Source organism: Bifidobacterium asteroides (assembly GCF_003202695.1).
Classification (GTDB): Bacteria; Actinomycetota; Actinomycetes; order Actinomycetales; family Bifidobacteriaceae; genus Bombiscardovia; species Bombiscardovia asteroides_G.
On record NZ_QGLL01000006.1, the window covers coordinates 14,564 to 33,136 of the forward strand.

Genomic DNA, 18,573 nt, shown 5'->3' on the forward strand with positions numbered 1-18,573 from the left:
ACAGTTGTTTTCTACCCTTCCAGAGAGGGCCGTGGTTGAGGCGCAAGCGTGGAGGGCAAGGGTTGCGACCAATTCTTTGATCCACCTGCGCAAGTCTGAGGCTTGCCCGTCCAGAGGCGGTTTTGCTGGCGGCTATGTCGAAGTTGACAGCCTTGATTCCTCGATATCGCAGAAGTTATTCACAATCTGGCGGTAGCATGAATACATAAGCCGGATATGATGCGGCGTCTGCTTCTTGAGCCCATCATGCGGCGGTCTCACGGATTGAGGTTGTTTCATGTCTGACGGCGTCGACATAGCAGGTCGATATAAGGGCACAGGACCGCGGGATCTCCTGCGTGTGGGATTGGACATTGGTTCCACCACGGTCAAGGCCGTCGTTCTTGGCAGGGGTGACGGGCTGGATCAGGCGCTTTTCAGCGACTATCGCCGCCATCACGCCAATGTGCGGCAGTGCGTGGCCGAATTGGTTGCGGACATCAGGCTTTCGTTATCCAAGGTTGGTCTGGCTGGCAATCCCATCAGCCTGGTGATCACCGGCTCGGGCGGGCTGGAACTGGCTAGCCAGCTTCAGACTGAGTTCGCCCAGGAGGTCATCGCCGAGACCGAGGCTATCAACGCCACCTATCCCGAGGGGGATGTGATCATCGAGCTGGGCGGCGAGGATGCCAAGATCACTTATCTAAAGCCCACTCCGGAGCAGCGGATGAACGGGTCCTGCGCAGGTGGAACAGGAGCTTTCATCGATCAGATGGCCACCCTGCTCAACACCGATGCTGCAGGTCTGAACGATATGGCCTCCAAGTACAAGACCATTTATCCTATCGCCTCGCGCTGTGGAGTCTTCGCTAAGTCCGACCTTCAGCCCCTGATCAACGACGGAGCCGCCAAGGAGGATCTGGCTGCGTCCATTTTCAACGCCGTTGCCACACAGACCATATCAGGGTTGGCCTGCGGACGTCCCATCCGTGGCAACGTCATCTTTTTGGGCGGGCCTCTCTTCTTCATGAGCGAGCTCCGGGAGGCATTCAAGCGGATCCTCCAGGACAGGGTCGGGCGTTATATCATTCCCGAGAATGCACACCTCTATGTGGCCTACGGCGCTGCCATCATGGCTGGCCGCCGCGACCAGGACGATCAGGACAAGGCTGCGCAGGTCAAGACCGATTACTCGCCTGAATCTGATGTGAACGACCCCTTCGGCCCGGCTTGGGGGCTGGACCAGGAGAAGGTCGACAGGGCACGGTCCGAAAAGGCTTCGAGCCTGGACAAGGTGGCTCTGCAGGATGCCATGCAGGATGGCCGCACTACCACCTTGGTCGACGGTGAGCATAAGGATCCCGCAACGGAAACCGCCAAGGATGGCCGCCAGGATCAAGAGATGCACTTTGGTCTGACTACGCTGGAAGGCGTTCTTTCCGCATTGAAGGGTCTGGAGGACATGCCCTCGGCGGCCAGAACAATACGGCCGCTCTTCCTGACCGAAGACGAGCGCAGGGAGTTCAACGACCGGCATGGGGCCCAGGTCATCCCTACTGGTGATCTGTCTGGGGCCAAGGGGCCGCACTTCCTGGGCATCGATGCGGGCAGCACCACCATCAAGGCCGTGCTGATCAACGATGACAAGACCATCGTCTGGTCCACTTACGGGGTACATAAGGACAGCCCGCTGATCGCCGCCGCCAACATCGTCAAGGAGGTCAGGAAGTCTCTGCCGAAGGGCGCCTACATTGCCCGCGCCTGCGCTACTGGCTATGGTGAGGGTCTGGTCAAGGCAGGTCTGCATGTTGATGATGGCGTGGTCGAGACGATGGCTCATTACCGGGCTGCCGAGGAGATCAGCCCCGGCGTTACCTCGGTCATCGACATCGGCGGACAGGACATGAAGTATATCGCCGTCAATGATGGGGTCATCGATTCGATCTGCGTCAACGAGGCCTGTTCGGCCGGCTGCGGGTCCTTCCTGCAGACCTTCGCCCAGTCCATGGGCATCAGCATCCAGGAGTTCACCAAGCAGGCACTGGCCTCCGAGGCTCCGACCGATTTGGGCTCCCGCTGCACGGTCTTCATGAACTCCTCGGTCAAGCAGGCTCAGAAGGAGGGCGCCTCCCCGGAGGACATCGCCGCCGGGCTCTGCTACTCGGTGGTCAGGAACGCCCTCTACAAGGTCATCAAGCTGCGTGATGCCAACGCCCTAGGGCCGGTGGTCGTGGTCCAGGGAGGTACCTTCCTCAACGATGCCGTCCTGCGGGCCTTTGAGCTCCTTACCGGTCGCAAGGTGACCAGGCCCAACATTGCCGGACTCATGGGAGCCTACGGCGCCGCACTGACGGCCCGCATGCACTGCCCGCAGAATGACGAGGTCGAGGATCTTACTGTGGCCAGCTCTCACATGGCCGACGGGGTGAAGTCCGTGGGCAGCACGCCCACTACGCCTAATATGGCTCCGGCTTCTACCAAGTCACAGTTGTCACCGGCCGCCGTCAACAAGATTGCCTCTAAGAATGACCAGGGGTTCAAGACGACCATGCCTGACCTGAAGGTGCAGGACGGCCATGTGGTCAGCTCCATCCTGGCGGGGGACGATCTGGACAACCTCTCCATGACCACCACTCACGATGTCTGCAAGCTTTGTCAAAACCATTGCAAGCTGACCATCACCGAGTTCGAGGACGGCGGCCGCTATGTGACCGGGAACCGCTGCGAGCGTGGCGGAGACAAGAACAGGAAGCGCTCCGACAGGCCCAACCTCTACGACTTCAAGTACAAGCGGGCCTTCGCCTACCGCCGTCTGACTCCGGACAAGGCCACTAGGGGCGATATCGGCATCCCCCGTGTGCTCAACATGTACGAGGACTACCCCTTCTGGTTCACCCTGCTGACCTCCCTGGGCTTCCGGGTCATGATCTCCGGGCGGTCCAACCACGAGCTTTTTGAGAGCGGAATGGAGTCCATCGCCTCCGAGAACATCTGCTACCCGGCCAAGCTGGTCCACGGGCACATTCACTCCCTGGTCGACAAGGGCATCAAGACCATTTTCTATCCCTGTGTCACCTATGAGCAGGAGCTGGTTCCCGATACGGACAACCACTACAACTGCCCCATCGTGGCCAACTACCCAGTGGTGATCGAGGCCAACATGGCCGAGCTCAAGGAGAATGGCGTCCGCTTCATGCGGCCCTACTTCAACCTGTCCAACAAGGAGAAGATGGTTGAGCGGATCGTCAAGGTCTTCGACTGGGCCAAGGTGAGCGAGGCTGAGGCCCGGACGGCCGTCCAGGAGGCCTACCGGGAGGACGCCCGGTTCAAGGAGGATGTCCGGCAGGAGGGACTTCGTGCCCTGGCCTACATGCAGGAGTATGGGGTCAAGGGTGTAGTCCTGTCAGGGCGCCCCTACCATGTGGATCCCGAGGTCAACCACGGCATTCCCGAGACCATCTGCTCCCTGGGCATGGCTGTGCTTTCTGAGGACTCCATATGTGAGCTTGACGTGCATGACCTGCCCAAGCTGAGCGACTACATCATTCCGGCAGCGGGGGAGCGGGCTCTGGCCTCCAACAACCCCACGGCTGCCAAGTTCCGCAAGACCGTGCCAGGCTTCGGTGACGACCATCACAAGATGCCTCTGAGGGTGACCGACCAGTGGGCCTACCATTCCAGGCTCTATTCCGCAGCTAGGTTCGTTTCCGAATATCCTGACCTGCAGCTGGTTCAGTTGGTCAGCTTCGGATGCGGCGTGGATGCCATCACCACTGACCAGGTCCAGGAGATTCTGGCCGACAAGGGCGATGTCTATACGCAGCTGAAGATCGACGAGGTCTCCAACCTGGGTGCAGCCAAGATCCGTCTGCGCTCGCTGAAGGCTGCTATGGACGAACGCCATCAGCGGGATATGACACAAGAGGACGGCGAAAATCAGAAGGAAGCCCCCGTTATGGAGCAGGCGCCTGCCAAGGTCGCGGTCAAGGATGCTGACCCGTTGCCTGACCTGGTTCAGGCGGAGGATTCATCTGATTCTCAGGGTTCTCAAGAGTCTGCAGACCGTATTGAAGCCGTGGATACGAATGCGTCTGACAAGCCGGCATCCGATGGGTTCCGGTCCACTAACGCCCAGAAGATCAGCCTGTCCCAACGCAAGGCCGACATTGTGGCTCTGGCCCGGTTCGTAGCCCTGCACGACAAGAGCGATCAGGGTCTGATAGGCCTCCACCCGATGGGCATCAGGCCCATCCGGGAGACTATGGCCTCGCAGCAGAAGGAACGGGAAGCCGAAAGCAGGTCGGCAGATCATCCAGCCGACCAGGGTACAGATGTTCAGGCTAGCGGAGCTGCCGTCAAGCCGACCCTGTCCAAGTACGCTACTGAGCATCGCTTCACCAAGGAGATGGGGCATAAGTACACGGTTGTTGCGCCGCAGATGTCCCCTGTGCATTTCTCCCTCCTGGAGGCGGTCTTCTCCAGCGCCGACTACCACTTCGAGCTCCTGAAGCATGCCACGGCAGAAGACATCAATACCGGTGTCAAGTACGTCAACAACGATGCCTGCTTCCCGGCCATCATCGTGGTGGGGCAGCTGGTCAACGCCTTCCTGTCCGGCAGGTTCGACCCGCACAAGTGCGCAGTCATCGTCACTCAGACCGGCGGCATGTGCAGGGCCACCAACTACTACGGCCTTCTGCGCAAGGCTCTGGCTGATGCAGGCTATGGCTATGTGCCGATCATCACGCTGAGCGTACAGGGGTTCAGGGCGAATCCAGGCCTTCAGGTAACCCCTGCCCTGCTTCACCGCGCTGTCAAGGCCTTCTATCTGGGCGATGCCATGATCGAGTGCCTGCTCAGGGTCCGCCCCTACGAGCAGGAGCCCGGCTCCGCCAACAGGCTCTACAAACTCTGGGACACGATCTGCAAGGAGACCATCGAGCACCACGGGTACTCCAAGACCGCCAAGAAGGTGTATGGCCATGGTTATCTGCCCTATGGCACGCTGATGAAGCGGATGATCCGAGCCTTCGACCAACTGCCGCTGCGCAGTATTCCTCGCAAGCCTCGTGTGGGCGTAGTAGGCGAAATCCTGGTCAAGTACCATCCTGATGCCAACAACCATGTGGTCGACCTGATCGAGAGCCAGGGCTGTGAGGCCGTGCTCCCCGGTGTCTGCGACTTCATGGTCAACGGCATATCCAATGCTGAATGGAACGAGGAGATGCTAGGCACCGGTGGTCAGGTGGGCGTCAAGAAGATCGTCCTCAAGGCGGCGGATGCCTACCGTGCCCCCATGATCGCCGGCTTCAAGGCTTCAAAGGGAAAGTTCGACATTCCTGCCCACATCAGCGATCTGAGGGAGAAAGCCGCATCGGTCACCTCCCTGGGTGTTCAGGCCGGAGAGGGTTGGCTCCTGACCGGCGAGATCATCGAACTGATCCAGTCCGGGGCCCCCAACATCGTCTGCGCGCAGCCTTTCGCCTGTCTGCCCAACCATGTGACCGGACGAGGCATGTTCGGCAAGATCCGCAGAACCTACCCCGAAGCCAACATTGTCTCGATCGACTACGATCCCGGCGCTTCGGAGGCCAACCAGCTCAACAGGATCAAGCTGATGATCGCAGCTGCCAAGAAGCCAGGCGCCCCGCAAAACACCGCCCAGAGCCTCAAGGCTGACGTCGAATCCGAGCAAGAGGAATCGACCGGTCTGGATGCAGGGCAGGCAGGACACGTCCAGGATGAGGAGAAGGTTCTGGAGAGCCTGTAGCCAGGCCGTGGCCGGTGTTTGGGCCAACCCGCCTGTCTTGAAAGTAGTCGAACCACGAAGATCAAGGAGAGAGAGGGGTTGCCCATGACCAGCCTTGAGGAGATCAAGGCTCTGCTGGACACCGATCAGATCTACATTGCCGATACGCCCGAAATGAAGCAGGTCCAAGATGCCCAGCAGGATCTGGTCTTCGACTTCAACGCCTGCCGCCCCACCCAGGTGGAGAAAAAGCGGGATCTCTGCCAAAGGATGTTCGGGTCATTCGGCCAGGACAGCTGGATTGAGGGACCGGTGCGGGCCAACTGGGCCTGTAACACTTACTGGGGGAGCAAATGCTATGCCAACTTCAACCTGGTTCTAGTCGACGACGGCCGAATTGACATAGGCGATCACACCATGTTCGGACCCAACGTCACCATCGTCACCACCGGGCATGCGATACGTCCCGATATACGTGCCTATGGAACGCCCCAGTTCTCGGTCCCGGTCGGCATCGGCAGGAATGTGTGGATCGGAGCAGGCTCCATCGTCATGCCGGGAGTGACCATTGGAGACAACACGGTCATCGGGGCAGGGTCTCTGGTCACCAGGGACATCCCTTCCGATGTGGTCGCCTACGGCCACCCCTGTAAGGTCGTCCGTCCCATCGATGACCACGATTATGAGTTCTACTGGAGGGATCGACGGTATCAGGCGCCTTATGATGCCAGGCCCTTCAGGATGAGTCAGGATGGCTGAACTAAAAAATAAGTGTTTGATTGACGCTTGCGGATCGGTGACAATTCAGCCAGTGGCCCTGGAAAGCTCTATTGTGATCAGCAGCGCTCTTTGGGTGTGCAGAAGCGGATGCCCGATTTCATGTCGTCAGAAATGGTCCGAGGAGATCTGTCGGTTAATCCAGCAGGCATCGGCAGGATATTGCTGTGGGTGACTCGACGATCCGAAAGTGCAGATGATCAGTGAAAAGATCTGGGTAATCAGCCTGGATTGCAATTCCTCGGTAGCGAGCCATGCAGCGGTTTTTGGTCTAGGAGCATCAATAAATCTGCATGGAAAGCACGGTATTTGCTGCATTGCAGGCTTTGAGAAAGTTAGTTGTCCGTTTCGGTTTATCAGCCGTCCGCCCAAGGCATGCGGATGCTGCTTTCGGATGCAGCGGATGCGGCTGGCCTGAACGGTCCAGTACGGGACCTGGCTGGTTTGGTCACCGTGCAGGAGGGCATCAACCCCCGGGCGAGCAGGTCGCCTGCCTGCTCAATTACTCGTCAAGGAGGTCAGACCCGACGCTTTCTATGAGAGCATCGGCTGGTGGCTGACGGGCAAGCTGACCCTCAGGCTCACGTGAACCAGGGTCGGCCCATGACCGTCGGACCCTGGGACTTGGCAAACATCGTTCTTTGGACCGTCTTTAGTCTGACCGGCTGCAAAGATATCAGTTAACGGGTTTTCAGCGAGAAAGGGAGGTGTCCAGATGGCAGCAAAGGAGTTGACGCAGAATCTGCCCTACTGCAATCCCGACCTAAGCGTGCAAGAGCGGGTGGCCGACCTGCTGGGCCGGATGACCCGGGAGGAAAAGGTGGGTCAGATGATGCAGCTGGATGCCCGCCAAGGAGTGGACAAGGAGGTGGTGGATCAGCATGCCGGATCCCTGCTGCATGTCTCTGCGAAGAATATGACCAAGGTTGACCAGGCCGTTCATCGCACCCGTCTAGGCATTCCCCTGCTGATCGGCGACGATTGCATCCATGGCCATTCCTTCTTTCGCGGGGCCACCATTTTCCCTGAACAGTTGGGCATGGCGGCCTCTTTTGATCCTGAGCTGGTCCGGCGTATGGGACGAGCCACGGCCCAGGAGGTCGCCGCAACGGGCATCCACTGGACCTTTTCCCCGGTGCTTTGCATCGCCAGGGACACCCGTTGGGGACGGGTGGACGAGACCTTCGGCGAGGATCCCTTCCTGATCGGCGAGCTGGCTTCGGCCATGGTGCGCGGCTACCAGGGCGGATCAGCCATGACCGGGAACCTGCCCAAGGATGCTGTGCTGGCCACAGCCAAGCACTTTGCCGGATACTCCGAAACCCAGGGCGGGCGCGATGCCTCCGAGGCCGACCTCTCGCACCGCAAGCTGCTCTCATGGTTCCTGCCGCCCTTCGAGCGCCTGGCCAGGGAGGGCGTGGCTACCTTCATGCTGGGCTACGAGTCCATTGACGGGGTTCCCGTCACCATCAACAACTGGCTGCTTAACGACGTGCTGCGCGGGCAGTGGGGCTACCAGGGCACCCTGATCACGGACTGGGACAACGTGGGCCGGATGGTCTGGGAACAGAAGGTGCAGCCCGACTACACCAGGGCCGCTGCAGCCGCCGTCAAGGCTGGCAACGACCTGATCATGACCACGCCCGATTTCTATCAGGGAGCCTTGGATGCACTGGATGCCGGGCTGCTGCGCGAGGAGGACCTTAACCGGGCGGTCAGGCGCATCCTGGCTCTGAAATTCCGTATGGGGCTCTTTGAAGATCCGCGTCTGCCCGATCCCGAGACTCAGAAGGCGGTCATCAACTCGTCTGAGCACCAGGAGCTCAACCTCCGGGTGGCCCAGGAGTCGGCGGTCCTTTTGAAGAACGACGGCATCCTGCCCCTCTTTGGCGGTGTGGATGCCGATGGCCGCCCCGGTGATGACTCAGCGCACAGCATCGCCCTGGTGGGTCCGCTGATCGACGATGCCCAGAACCAGCTAGGGGACTGGGCTGGCGGCTCGGGTCAGTGCGACTGGATCAAGGACCAGCCTCGGGAGATGATCTTGACTGTGGCGGACGGCCTGCGCCAGGAGCTGCCTGAAAACTGGCGGCTCAACTGCGAGCAGGGCGTCGAAGTGGTCCGTCTGGTTGATGACCCGGCGGGTCCACTCTTCCCTGACGGTCAGCCCAGGCCCAAGTTGGCGGCCCCGGCCAGAATCGATCAGGGCCGCTTCGACAGGGCCATCGACCAGGCTAAACAAAGCGACCTGGTGGTGGCTGTAGTCGGTGACGTGATCCAGCTGGTGGGCGAGGGGCGTTCGACTGCCACCCTGGAACTTTACGGTCCTCAGCGCGATCTTCTGGATGCCTTGGCGCAGACGGGCAAGCCCATGGTCATCGTGCTCATGTCTTCCAAGCCGCTGATCCTGCCCCCGTCCGCGCAGTCGGCCAAGGCCCTGATCTGGCAGCCCGACCCGGGCATGCAGGGCGGTCGTGCCCTGGCCAGGATTCTCACCGGCACGGTTGAACCCACAGGCAGACTGCCCATTACCTTCCCCAGACACGCCGGGCAGCTGCCGATCTACTACAACCAGATCCGAGGCCAGCACGGTGATCGCTATGCCGATCTGACCCAGGATCCGGCCTTCGCCTTCGGCCAGGGTATGGGCTACACCACCTTTGCCTACGGAAAGCCCTTGGTCGATGGACCAGACACCGTGGGCCCCGAGGATACGGTCAGGGTGACCGTGGACCTGACCAACACCGGCCAGCGGCCAGGCACCGAAGTAGTTCAGGCCTATATCAGCGACTTGGTAACCTCCGTCAGCTGGGCTGACCGCGAGCTCAAGGCCTTCCGAAGGATTCAGCTGGATCCAGGGCAGACTCGGAAGGTGGTCTTCGATCTTGCAGTGGCTGAGTGGACCCTGGTTGATGCCGACTGCAACCGTAGGGTCGAACCCGGTCAGTTCCAGGTGCTGGTGGGATCCTCCTCGCGTAGGGAAGACCTACAGGCTGTAACGGTGACCGTAGGGTGAGCCTGCGATCGACTGAGTTGCGGTTGTTTCGGATTGCAGCTGTTATAGGTTATGGCTGCTCCGGATGGCCGTCGGTCGGTTGACGGCCATCCGATAGCGGAACTCCTCGCGTGTTGGTTGCCTAGGGGCTGCGCCCGCTCCTACGATGACAGCATGAGGAAAAGCGTAGGCGCTGGGTATGCGCACCTGTTGACGGTCCCCAATCCTCGGCATGTGGCCAGCCTGGTTGACTACTTCACACGCGGATCCAAACCGCGGTCCCAGTGGCGGTTCGGTATTGAGATCGAACATCTGCCAATCCGCAACGATGGGTCCGATGCTCCGGTTCCCTATGAAGGGGAGCGGGGCATCGAGGCTCTGTTGTCTGCCTTGGAGCCCTGCTACGACGGCGATGCAGAATATCGTGAGGACGGTCATCTGGTCGGACTGAGTCGTCCTGGCTGCGTGGTCTCGCTGGAGCCCGGAAGCCAGGTGGAGTGTTCCCTTGGCCTGGTGCGGGACAGTCGTGAATTCGAGGACCTCTACCGACGCTTCCGTGCCGATGTCGATCCCATCGCCGAGCGGCTCGGGTTTCGCTTGGTCGAGTACGGGTACCGCCCGGCTGGGTCCTACGCGGACGTGAGCGTCAATCCCAAGGAGCGCTATGCGGTCATGAACACCTATCTGGGCCGCATAGGCCAGTGCGGACCCATGATGATGCGCAGCACCGCCTCCACCCAGATCAGCATCGACTACCAGGACGAGGACGATGCCATCGCCAAGATCCGTCTAGGCACGGCCATCGGTCCCATTCTGGCCTACTGCTTCCGCAACACTCCGATCTTCGAGGGAAGACGCAACCGCATGCCCCTGCGGCGCCAGCGGATCTGGGACTGGCTTGACACCCAGCGCACAGGCCTGATCCCGGGGCTGTTTGAGGATGGCTTCGGTTGGGAGAACTATGCCGTGGACATGCTCTCCACCCCGCTCATGGTGGCCGATGTCTCCCACACCCCTGAGGTGGATGGACCACAGGGGCAGCAGGTCTTCATAGCCTGGCATGAGAACGCCGGAGAGATTTATCCTGATCGGCGGCTCAATGATGCCGAGATAGCCCACATTCTGACCACGCATTTTAATGATGTTCGGCTGAAGAACTACATCGAGCTCAGACACTGGGATTCTCTGCCCATGAAACGTGCCAGCCGACTTCTGGAGGTCGTCGGCGGCATCTTCTATGACTCGGATCGATTCGCCAGACTTGTCGGGCTCCTGGACGGGGTGAGCGAGGAGGATGTGCTCCAGGCCAAGGCCGACCTGCAGGTTCGTGGCGGACAGGCCAGCCCCTATGGCCATTCCTTGGATTTCTGGAGGCAGGCCTTGGGCGCAGAGGACACTCTGGACGGTCTTCCGGGCGATCCACGCCATCCTGATCTCTTCCAGTCCTGACGACTATTTCGTTATGCGAACGGACGATACCGGTTTCCTGAGGATGGTATAATCTGTTCACCAATGGGCCTTGATCCGTTATCAGCGGGGAGCCCTCGGAAGAACGGGCTCGCTTGCAGCGATCCTCAGTAGAACCGACGGGTGGGCCCGCATAGCCCAGTTCAAGCGGTCCGGCGTAGGTCATTGGCCGGGCAAGCGAGGTGGTACCGCGGTGGGCCCCATGGTCCCTCGTCCTCGGCATGGCGACATGAACGACCAGCGAGGAGCGTGAACGGTGAATCAGACCACTGATACCCCAGATGCGACAAGTCAGGATGGCGAAGTCTATCCCAAGGCGGTGGTGGACCCGGCTCTGGCCAAGGTGACGCCCAACCCCTCCTTCCCCCACATGGAGGAGTCCGTTCTGGACTACTGGGATCAGGACGACACCTTTAACAAGTCGGTGGATCGCCGCCCTTCCGGCGATCACGCAGACAATGAGTTCGTCTTCTTCGATGGCCCGCCCTTCGCCAACGGCCTGCCCCACTACGGACACCTGCTGACCGGCTATGTCAAGGATGTCATTCCCCGCTACCAGACCATGAAGGGCCACAAGGTCAATAGGGTCTTCGGCTGGGACACCCACGGTCTGCCCGCCGAGCTGGAGGCCCAGCGCGAGCTTGGCATCGACAGCGTGGATCAGATCGAGCAGATGGGCATCGAGAAGTTCAATGACGCCTGCCGCGCTTCTGTGCTCAAGTACACCAGCGAGTGGAAGGACTACGTCCACCGTCAGGCTCGCTGGGTGGATTTCGACCATGGGTACAAGACCCTGAATGTCCCCTATATGGAGTCGGTGATGTGGGCATTCAAGACCCTCTACGAGAAGGGCCTAGCTTACGAGGGGTATCGGGTGCTGCCCTACTGTTGGAAGGATCAGACCCCGCTGTCCAACCATGAGCTTCGCATGGATGCCGATGTCTACCAGGATCGGCAGGACACCACCGTCTCCGTGGCCGTCAAACTCAGAGACGAGGATGCCTATGCGGTCTTCTGGACCACTACCCCTTGGACCGTCCCCACCAACCTGGCCATCGTGGTCGGCGCTGACATCGAGTACTCGGAGGTCAGTCCGGTATCGGGGCCCTTCGCGGGCAAGCGTTTCTACATCGCCACGGCCCGTCTGGGCGACTACGCCAAGCAGCTGGGGGAGGACTACCAGGTAGTTCGCACCCTCAAGGGGTCAGAGATGGAGGGATGGCGATACTGGCCGGTCTTCCCCTACTTCGCTGGAGGGCAGGCTGAATCCGAGGGTGGCACTCCCGGTCCCAATGCCTATACCATTTACACGGCCGACTATGTCGACACCGTGGAGGGCACCGGCCTGGTCCACCAGGCTCCCTACGGCGAGGACGATATGAACACCCTGAACGCCAAAGGCATTCGCAGCGTGGACGTGCTTGATGCGGGCGCCGTCTTCACCGAGCAGTGCCCTGATTACCAGGGCCTGCAGGCCTTCGATGCCAATATGCCCATCGTCCGCAACCTGCGCGCAGGCGACGGCCCCCTGGCACAGATCCCTGCCGAGCATCGTGCCCTCCTTTTCCAGGAGAAGAGCTATGTCCACTCCTACCCCCACTGCTGGCGTTGCGGCACCCCGCTGATCTACAAGCCGGTTTCCAGCTGGTTCGTCTCCGTGACCAAGATCAAGGACCGTCTGTTGGCCCTCAACCAGCAGATCAACTGGATCCCTGAGAATGTCAAGGACGGCCAGTTCGGCAAGTGGCTGGCCAATGCCCGCGACTGGTCCATCTCCCGCAATAGGTTCTGGGGCTCGCCCATCCCGGTCTGGGTCTCGGATGATCCCAAGCACCCTCGGGTGGATGTCTACGGTTCCTTGGATGAGCTCAAGAAGGACTTCGGCCGCTACCCGACCGATGACAAGGGGCAGATCAACATGCATCGGCCCTGGATCGATCAGCTGACCAGGCCCAACCCTGATGATCCGACCGGCAAGTCCACCATGCACAGGATCAGCGATGTGCTGGACTGCTGGTTCGAGTCGGGCTCCATGCCCTTCGCACAGTTCCACTACCCCTTCGAAAACAAGCAGTACTTCGAGGATAGGGATCCCTGTGATTTTGTGGTCGAGTACATCGGCCAGACCCGGGGCTGGTTCTACACCATGCACATCATGTCCACGGCCCTCTTCGACCGGCCGGCCTTCAAGAACGTGATCTGCCATGGCATCGTCCTGGGTTCCGACGGCCAGAAGATGAGCAAGCACCTGCGCAACTATCCGGATGTGAACGAGGTCTTCGACAAGTACGGATCCGATGCCATGCGGTGGTTCCTGATGAGCTCTTCCATTCTGCGCGGCGGCAACCTGGTCGTCACTGCCGAGGGCATCCGCGACACGGTCCGTCAGGTCATGCTGCCGGTCTGGAGTTCCTACTACTTCTACACGCTTTACGCCAATGCGGCCAACAAGGGCGCCGGCTACCAGGCCCAGGCGCTAACGCCGGACCGTGTGGGCGACCTGCCGGAGATGGACCGCTTCCTGCTGGCACGGACCCGTCGGCTGATCTGGTCGGTGCAGAAGGCCCTGGACGACTTCGCCATCTCGGATGCCTGCGATGCGGTGACCGACTTCATCGATGTGCTGACCAATTGGTACATCCGCAACAACCGCGACCGCTTCTGGGGCGAGGACCACCAGGCCTTCGACACGCTCTACACGGTCCTGGAGGCCTTCGCCCGAGTTCTGGCCCCGCTGGCGCCCATGGAAGCCGAGCAGATCTGGCGTGGGCTGACCGGTGGGGAGTCGGTCCATCTGGCCGACTGGCCCTTCCTGGCCGATGAGGCCACCGGGCAGGAGACCGAACTAGGACAGGTCCTGCGTGACGATCCTGCCTTGGTAGCCGCTATGGAGAAGGTCCGCGAGGTGGTTTCAGCCACTCTGGCCCTGCGCAAGGCCGAGCAGATTCGCGTCCGTCAGCCCTTGTCCCGGTTGACCGTGGTGGTCCGTGACCCCGATGCAGCCAGCCCCTATGTGGACGTGCTCAAGTCCGAGCTGAACATCAAGGATGTGGAATTCTGCACCCTGGATCAGGCCGGTCAGCACGGCCTGCGAATCATCCATGATCTCAAGGTCAATGCCCGTGCCGCCGGACCTCGGCTGGGCAGGCAGGTCCAGTTCGTCATCCGGTCCTCCAAGCAGGGCGACTGGTCCGAGCAGGACGGGCACGTGGTCGTCACCACTCCTGATGGACTTGTGGCCCTGGAACCCGGCGAATACGAGCTGGACAACCGGATCGAACAGGAGGACGGCTCCCAGGCCGATCGGTCGGCTTCTGCGGCTCTGCCCACCGGCGGTTTCGTCATCCTCGATACTCAGCTGGACGACGACCTTCTGGCCGAGGGCTATGCCAGGGATCTGATCCGCCAGGTTCAGGATGCTCGGAAGACCGCTGGCCTGGACATCGCTGACCGGATCCAGCTGACCCTGACCCTGCCCGAGGAGGATGTCCCCAAGGCTCAGCAGTTCAGCGATCTGATCGCTCGCGAGACCCTGGCGACCAGCCTGACCGTCCATGCCGGCGATCTGGACCAGCCTAGGATCGATCTGGTCAAGCCTTGATCGTAGTTAGACAAAAGGGCTTCCATCCTGTATCAGATGGAAGCCCTTTTCCTATGCCTGCGCTTAGCCGTGTACTGACATCTGAGCTGCCGTGCCGGCTGTTGATCAGCCCTTGACCTTGTCGCTGACCTGATCCAGGGTCTGCATATCCTGATCGCTCAGTTCCAGATGAGCAGCGGCCAGGAGAGCCGGCAGCTGCTCAGGAGTGCGCGCAGAGGCAATGGGGGCCGCGATACCAGGCCTTTGGTTGAGCCAGGCCAGTGCTACGGTGGCCAGTTCGACTCCATGGGTCTTGGCGATGCCGTCCATAGCGGCGACCACGTCCAGCCCCTCCTGGGTGAAGAAGTCCTTGACCATACCCTCGCGCTGCTTGCCCTTGAGGTCGCCCATGGTCCGGTACTTGCCTGTCAGGAAGCCTGAGGCCAGTGAGAAGTAGGGGAAGACCGCCAGATCCTCGTCCTTGGCAACCTGCATAAGGCCATCCTCATAGGTCTTGCGGTATACCAGGTTGTACTGGGGTTCCAGAGCCACCGGCAGGGTCAGGCCCTCCTTGCGTGCGATGCTGAACCATTCGCGGATCCGCTCCGGGGTGTAGTTTGACAGGCCGATGGCCCGGACCTTGCCCTCCTTGACCAGCTTGTCGAAGGCTTCAGCGGTCTCCTCCAAGGGGGTGGAGCTGTCGTCGAAGTGGGCGTAGTAGAGGTCGATCACATCCAGGCCCAGCCTGAGCAGGGATGCGTCGGCGGCGGCCTCTATGTTCTTGGCCGAAAGACCGGAGTACTGCGGGTGCTGACTGACCTTGGTGGCTACCAGGACTTTGCTGCGGTTGCCGTTCTTGGCCAGCCATCGTCCTAGGACGATCTCGGACTCGCCGCCGGAATGTCCGGGAGCCCAGGCCGAGTAGACGTCAGCTGTATCGATCAGGTTGCCTCCGGCTTGCGAGTATGCGTCCAGAACCCGGTCGGATTCGGATTCGTCGCTGGTCCATCCGAAGGTGTTGCCGCCCAGAACCAAGGGGAAGATTTCGGCATCGATGCCGCGTAGTTTTGCCATGTTCATCCTTTCGGTTTGAAGTCTTATTAAGCCGAGTCTATTACCGCTTTATCGTCAGAAGGGATTATTTAGTCGGGTTCATCATGTATGGTCATGATGGAAAAGGCCGGAATGCAGCGATTTGCAGGTCCGGAATTCAAAGGTTTTAAGCTCGAAGGAGAACACTTATGAGTTTAGGCGTTGTCATTTTGGCCATCCTGCTGGTCATCTTCCTCATGGGGATCTTCGTAGTGCCCCAGCAAAAGGCATACGTCATTGAGCGCTTCGGCAAGTACCAACGGGTGGCCCTGGCAGGCATCCATATCAAGATCCCTTTGGTGGACCGGGTAGCCACCAGAACCAACCTGCGGGTCGACCAGCTCAACGTCAAGCTGGAGACCAAGACCAAGGACAACGTCTTCGTCATGGTGGAGGTCTCTGCACAGTTCCGTGTGGAGGCGGCCAATGTGGCTACGGCCTACTACGAGCTGGTCAACCCGGAGGGCCAGTTGCGCTCCTACATGGAGGACGCCCTCAGGTCGGCCATTCCGGCCCTGAGTCTGGATGACGCCTTCGCCCGCAAGGACGACATCGCCTCCGATGTGCAGAAGACTGTGGGCCAGGAGATGCAGCGCTTCGGGTTCTCGGTCATCAAGACCCTGGTCACCGCCATCGATCCCTCCGGCCAGGTCAAGCAGGCCATGGACTCCATCAACGCGGCTCAGCGTGAGAAGGAGGCCACCAAGGAGCGTGCCGCGGCCCGCAGGATCGAAATCGAGACCCAGGCCAGGGCGGATGCCGAGAAGACCAGGATGCAGGGCGAGGGTCAGGCTAATTACCGCCGGGAGATCGCCAACGGCATTGTGGACCAGATTAACAGCCTGCGGGCTGTGGGCATGGATATCGATGCCGTCAACAATGTAGTCCTCTTCAATCAGTATCTGGATGTGATGCGCTCGCTGGCCGATTCCAGCAATGCCAAGACCCTGGTTCTGCCTGCGGCGACCCCCGGCGGGTACAACGATCTCTTCAACCAGATGACCGCTGCACTGATGACCGCTCAGAGCAGCCAGGACAGCAAGAATCCCCAAGACAGCAGCAGGTATACACAGCCAGGGGGCGGGACCGAGGCATCGGTTCTCTAAGGTTTCAATAGAAGAAGCCGAAGACAGGCGCCGTTTACATGGCAGGCCCGGCGGGATTCAGCCTTTCAGGAAGTCGTTTATAGCCTCGGCTGCCCGATAGCCCTTGTCGTACATGGCATTGAGTCCCTTGAGTGACTTGCTGAGCGTGGTCAGCCCGCACAGACTGTCCGGGGCCAGGATGAGTACCTGGCCCTCCTTCTCGGCCTGTTTGGCCAGGGCCACCTCGTCGTTGTAGGTGCGATAGCGCTCCATCAGACGCTCGGCGGCCGCCGGATAGGTCTTGGCCAGGATTCGGGCCGGCAGGACATCCTTCTTCTGCTCGCGCAGAATATCCCTCTGCCGTGTCAGGACCAGAACGATGCGCTCATAGCCCTCGTCCAGGGCCTTGCGGATGGGGACTGGATCGGCGATTCCGCCGTCCAGGTAGGGCACGCCATCGATCATGTAGGGCTTATTGGCCACCGGAACAGTGGATGAGGCCTTGAGGACGTCATAGTTGTCCTGGGCCAGGTCTGACTTGTCGAAGTAAGCGGTGGATCCGTCAGTGGCGTTGCAGGCCACAATGGTGAATAGGGCAGGATTAGCCTTCAAAGCAGGGTAGTCCAGCGGGCATTCCCCATTATGGGCTGACAGTTTGCCATAGACGTAGTCCAGATCGACGAAGGTGCGCTTGGTCAGGAAGTTGCTCACACTCGCGTACTCCTTGCGGGAAGAGTAGACGGTGTAGAAGCGGTAGCAGCGCCTGAGCTGGCCTGATAGAAAAGAGGCCAGATTGGCGCTGCCGGCCGAGACTCCGTAACAGTGATCGAAGGTGATGCCCTGCTCCATGCAGCGGTCGAAGACTCCGGCTCCAAAGATGGATCGGTAGCCTCCACCTACGTCGATGACAGCTGTTCGTTTGCGTGCCATGGGCACCTCGTTTCCTGACAGAAATCTGCGCTTGATGACAGCTTATGCGTGAACGTTGGACAAGCTGCTCAGGGGCGGCAGGAGGCTAGAAGCCGCTTGGACAGATCCAGGATGGCCAGTGAGGGATCGGAATTGGCGATCTGTACCCTTCCGGGACCAGGGTCCTGGTTGAGGGCATCGTCTTGGGCCAGCAGATCCTTGAGGTGGCGAGCCGTTCCAGGGTTGCCGTCGATCAAGGCCAGGCTTGGCGGGCAGATTCGGGCGATGGGCTGTCGGAAGAAGACAAAGTGGGTGCAGCCCAGGACCAACGCATCCAAAGTCTGCAGATCATAGGGATCCAAATAACGGTGCAGGGTGGCATCGACTAGGGGCTGGTCATTCAGCCTGTCAGACTCCACAATGGTCACCAGATCTGGGCAGGGCTGGGTGAGGATGGTGTGCTTGCCGGAGAACCGTGCCATCAATTGGGAAAACTTGGACTCCTTCAAGGTCAGCGGGGTGGCCGTGACCAGAACTCGTTGGGGTCGGCCTCCGCCTCGTGTGCAGGCTAGTTTCAAGGCCGGCTCCATGCCGATGACCGGCACAGGGTAGCGTCGGCGCATCGCATCCACGCAGACGCTGGTGGCGGTGTTGCAGGCAATGACCATGGCTTTGACGCCCTGGTCCATGAATCGGTCGCCGATAATTTGACAGCGCTGGGCAATCTGGTCCGGCTTCTTGGTGCCGTAGGGGGCATAGGCGGAGTCGCCGAAGTAGAGCAGATTTTCCTGGGGCAGAAGGTTCTGGATTGCCGCAGTGACGCTCAGACCGCCGAGCCCGGAGTCGAAGATCCCGATCGGTGCATCTGATCCCATGTGATCTGCTCCTTTCACAGCCGAACAACCAGCCTAGCCTGTCGCCGAAAGGCCGTACGCTACAA

8 protein-coding genes and 1 pseudogene are annotated in these 18,573 nt (G+C 60.3%); 6 read left to right on the top strand and 3 right to left on the bottom strand.

Annotated features, from left to right (window positions below; all coding sequences use genetic code 11):
• Nucleotides 1–316 precede the first annotated feature (316 nt).
• The 5 genes and pseudogenes from DKK75_RS02075 to ileS all read left to right on the top strand — a co-directional run.
• A pseudogene (locus tag DKK75_RS02075) lies at nucleotides 317–5,749 on the top strand (acyl-CoA dehydratase activase-related protein); the annotation flags it as partial.
• Between the two features lie 84 nt (nucleotides 5,750–5,833).
• Nucleotides 5,834–6,487 (top strand): sugar O-acetyltransferase, encoded by a 654-nt coding sequence (locus DKK75_RS02080; protein WP_110451825.1) that lies wholly within the window; start codon nucleotides 5,834–5,836, stop codon nucleotides 6,485–6,487.
• Nucleotides 6,488–7,220: 733 nt separating this feature from the next.
• A complete protein-coding gene (locus tag DKK75_RS02085) occupies nucleotides 7,221–9,521 on the top strand; it encodes a glycoside hydrolase family 3 N-terminal domain-containing protein (RefSeq protein WP_110451826.1) in 2,301 nt (766 codons plus the stop codon).
• Nucleotides 9,522–9,674: 153 nt separating this feature from the next.
• Nucleotides 9,675–10,949: a glutamate-cysteine ligase family protein gene (locus DKK75_RS02090; RefSeq protein ID WP_110451827.1), complete on the top strand. Its 1,275-nt coding sequence runs from the start codon at nucleotides 9,675–9,677 to the stop codon at nucleotides 10,947–10,949.
• A 274-nt stretch (nucleotides 10,950–11,223) separates the two neighbouring features.
• Nucleotides 11,224–14,568 (top strand): mupirocin-resistant isoleucine--tRNA ligase, encoded by a 3,345-nt coding sequence (gene ileS, locus DKK75_RS02095; RefSeq protein WP_181414417.1) that lies wholly within the window; start codon nucleotides 11,224–11,226, stop codon nucleotides 14,566–14,568.
• 105 nt (nucleotides 14,569–14,673) lie between these two features.
• Here the strand turns inward: ileS and DKK75_RS02100 are convergent, their stop codons facing one another.
• Nucleotides 14,674–15,621: an aldo/keto reductase gene (locus DKK75_RS02100; protein ID WP_110451828.1), complete on the bottom strand. Its 948-nt coding sequence runs from the start codon at nucleotides 15,619–15,621 to the stop codon at nucleotides 14,674–14,676.
• 167 nt (nucleotides 15,622–15,788) lie between these two features.
• Between DKK75_RS02100 and DKK75_RS02105 the strand changes: the two genes are divergently transcribed.
• The gene (locus DKK75_RS02105) at nucleotides 15,789–16,745 is read left to right on the top strand and encodes an SPFH domain-containing protein (protein ID WP_110451829.1); all 957 of its coding nucleotides are present in this window, start codon (nucleotides 15,789–15,791) and stop codon (nucleotides 16,743–16,745) included.
• A 57-nt stretch (nucleotides 16,746–16,802) separates the two neighbouring features.
• Here the strand turns inward: DKK75_RS02105 and DKK75_RS02110 are convergent, their stop codons facing one another.
• Nucleotides 16,803–17,654 carry a patatin-like phospholipase family protein gene (locus DKK75_RS02110; RefSeq protein WP_110451830.1) on the bottom strand — a complete coding sequence of 284 codons (852 nt, stop codon included), beginning with the start codon at nucleotides 17,652–17,654 and terminating at the stop codon, nucleotides 16,803–16,805.
• Between the two features lie 68 nt (nucleotides 17,655–17,722).
• Nucleotides 17,723–18,508: a glutamate racemase gene (murI, locus tag DKK75_RS02115; protein WP_110451831.1), complete on the bottom strand. Its 786-nt coding sequence runs from the start codon at nucleotides 18,506–18,508 to the stop codon at nucleotides 17,723–17,725.
• Nucleotides 18,509–18,573: the final 65 nt, after the last annotated feature.

Bases quoted from the DNA above. Each gene is read 5' to 3' on its own strand.
- DKK75_RS02100 (WP_110451828.1), bottom strand. From the start codon at position 15,621: ATGGCAAAACTACGCGGCATCGATGCCGAAATCTTCCCCTTGGTTCTG.
- murI (WP_110451831.1), bottom strand. From the start codon at position 18,508: ATGGGATCAGATGCACCGATCGGGATCTTCGACTCCGGGCTCGGCGGT.
- DKK75_RS02105 (WP_110451829.1), top strand. From the start codon at position 15,789: ATGAGTTTAGGCGTTGTCATTTTGGCCATCCTGCTGGTCATCTTCCTC.
- DKK75_RS02080 (WP_110451825.1), top strand. From the start codon at position 5,834: ATGACCAGCCTTGAGGAGATCAAGGCTCTGCTGGACACCGATCAGATC.
- DKK75_RS02085 (WP_110451826.1), top strand. From the start codon at position 7,221: ATGGCAGCAAAGGAGTTGACGCAGAATCTGCCCTACTGCAATCCCGAC.
- DKK75_RS02110 (WP_110451830.1), bottom strand. From the start codon at position 17,654: ATGGCACGCAAACGAACAGCTGTCATCGACGTAGGTGGAGGCTACCGA.
- DKK75_RS02090 (WP_110451827.1), top strand. From the start codon at position 9,675: ATGAGGAAAAGCGTAGGCGCTGGGTATGCGCACCTGTTGACGGTCCCC.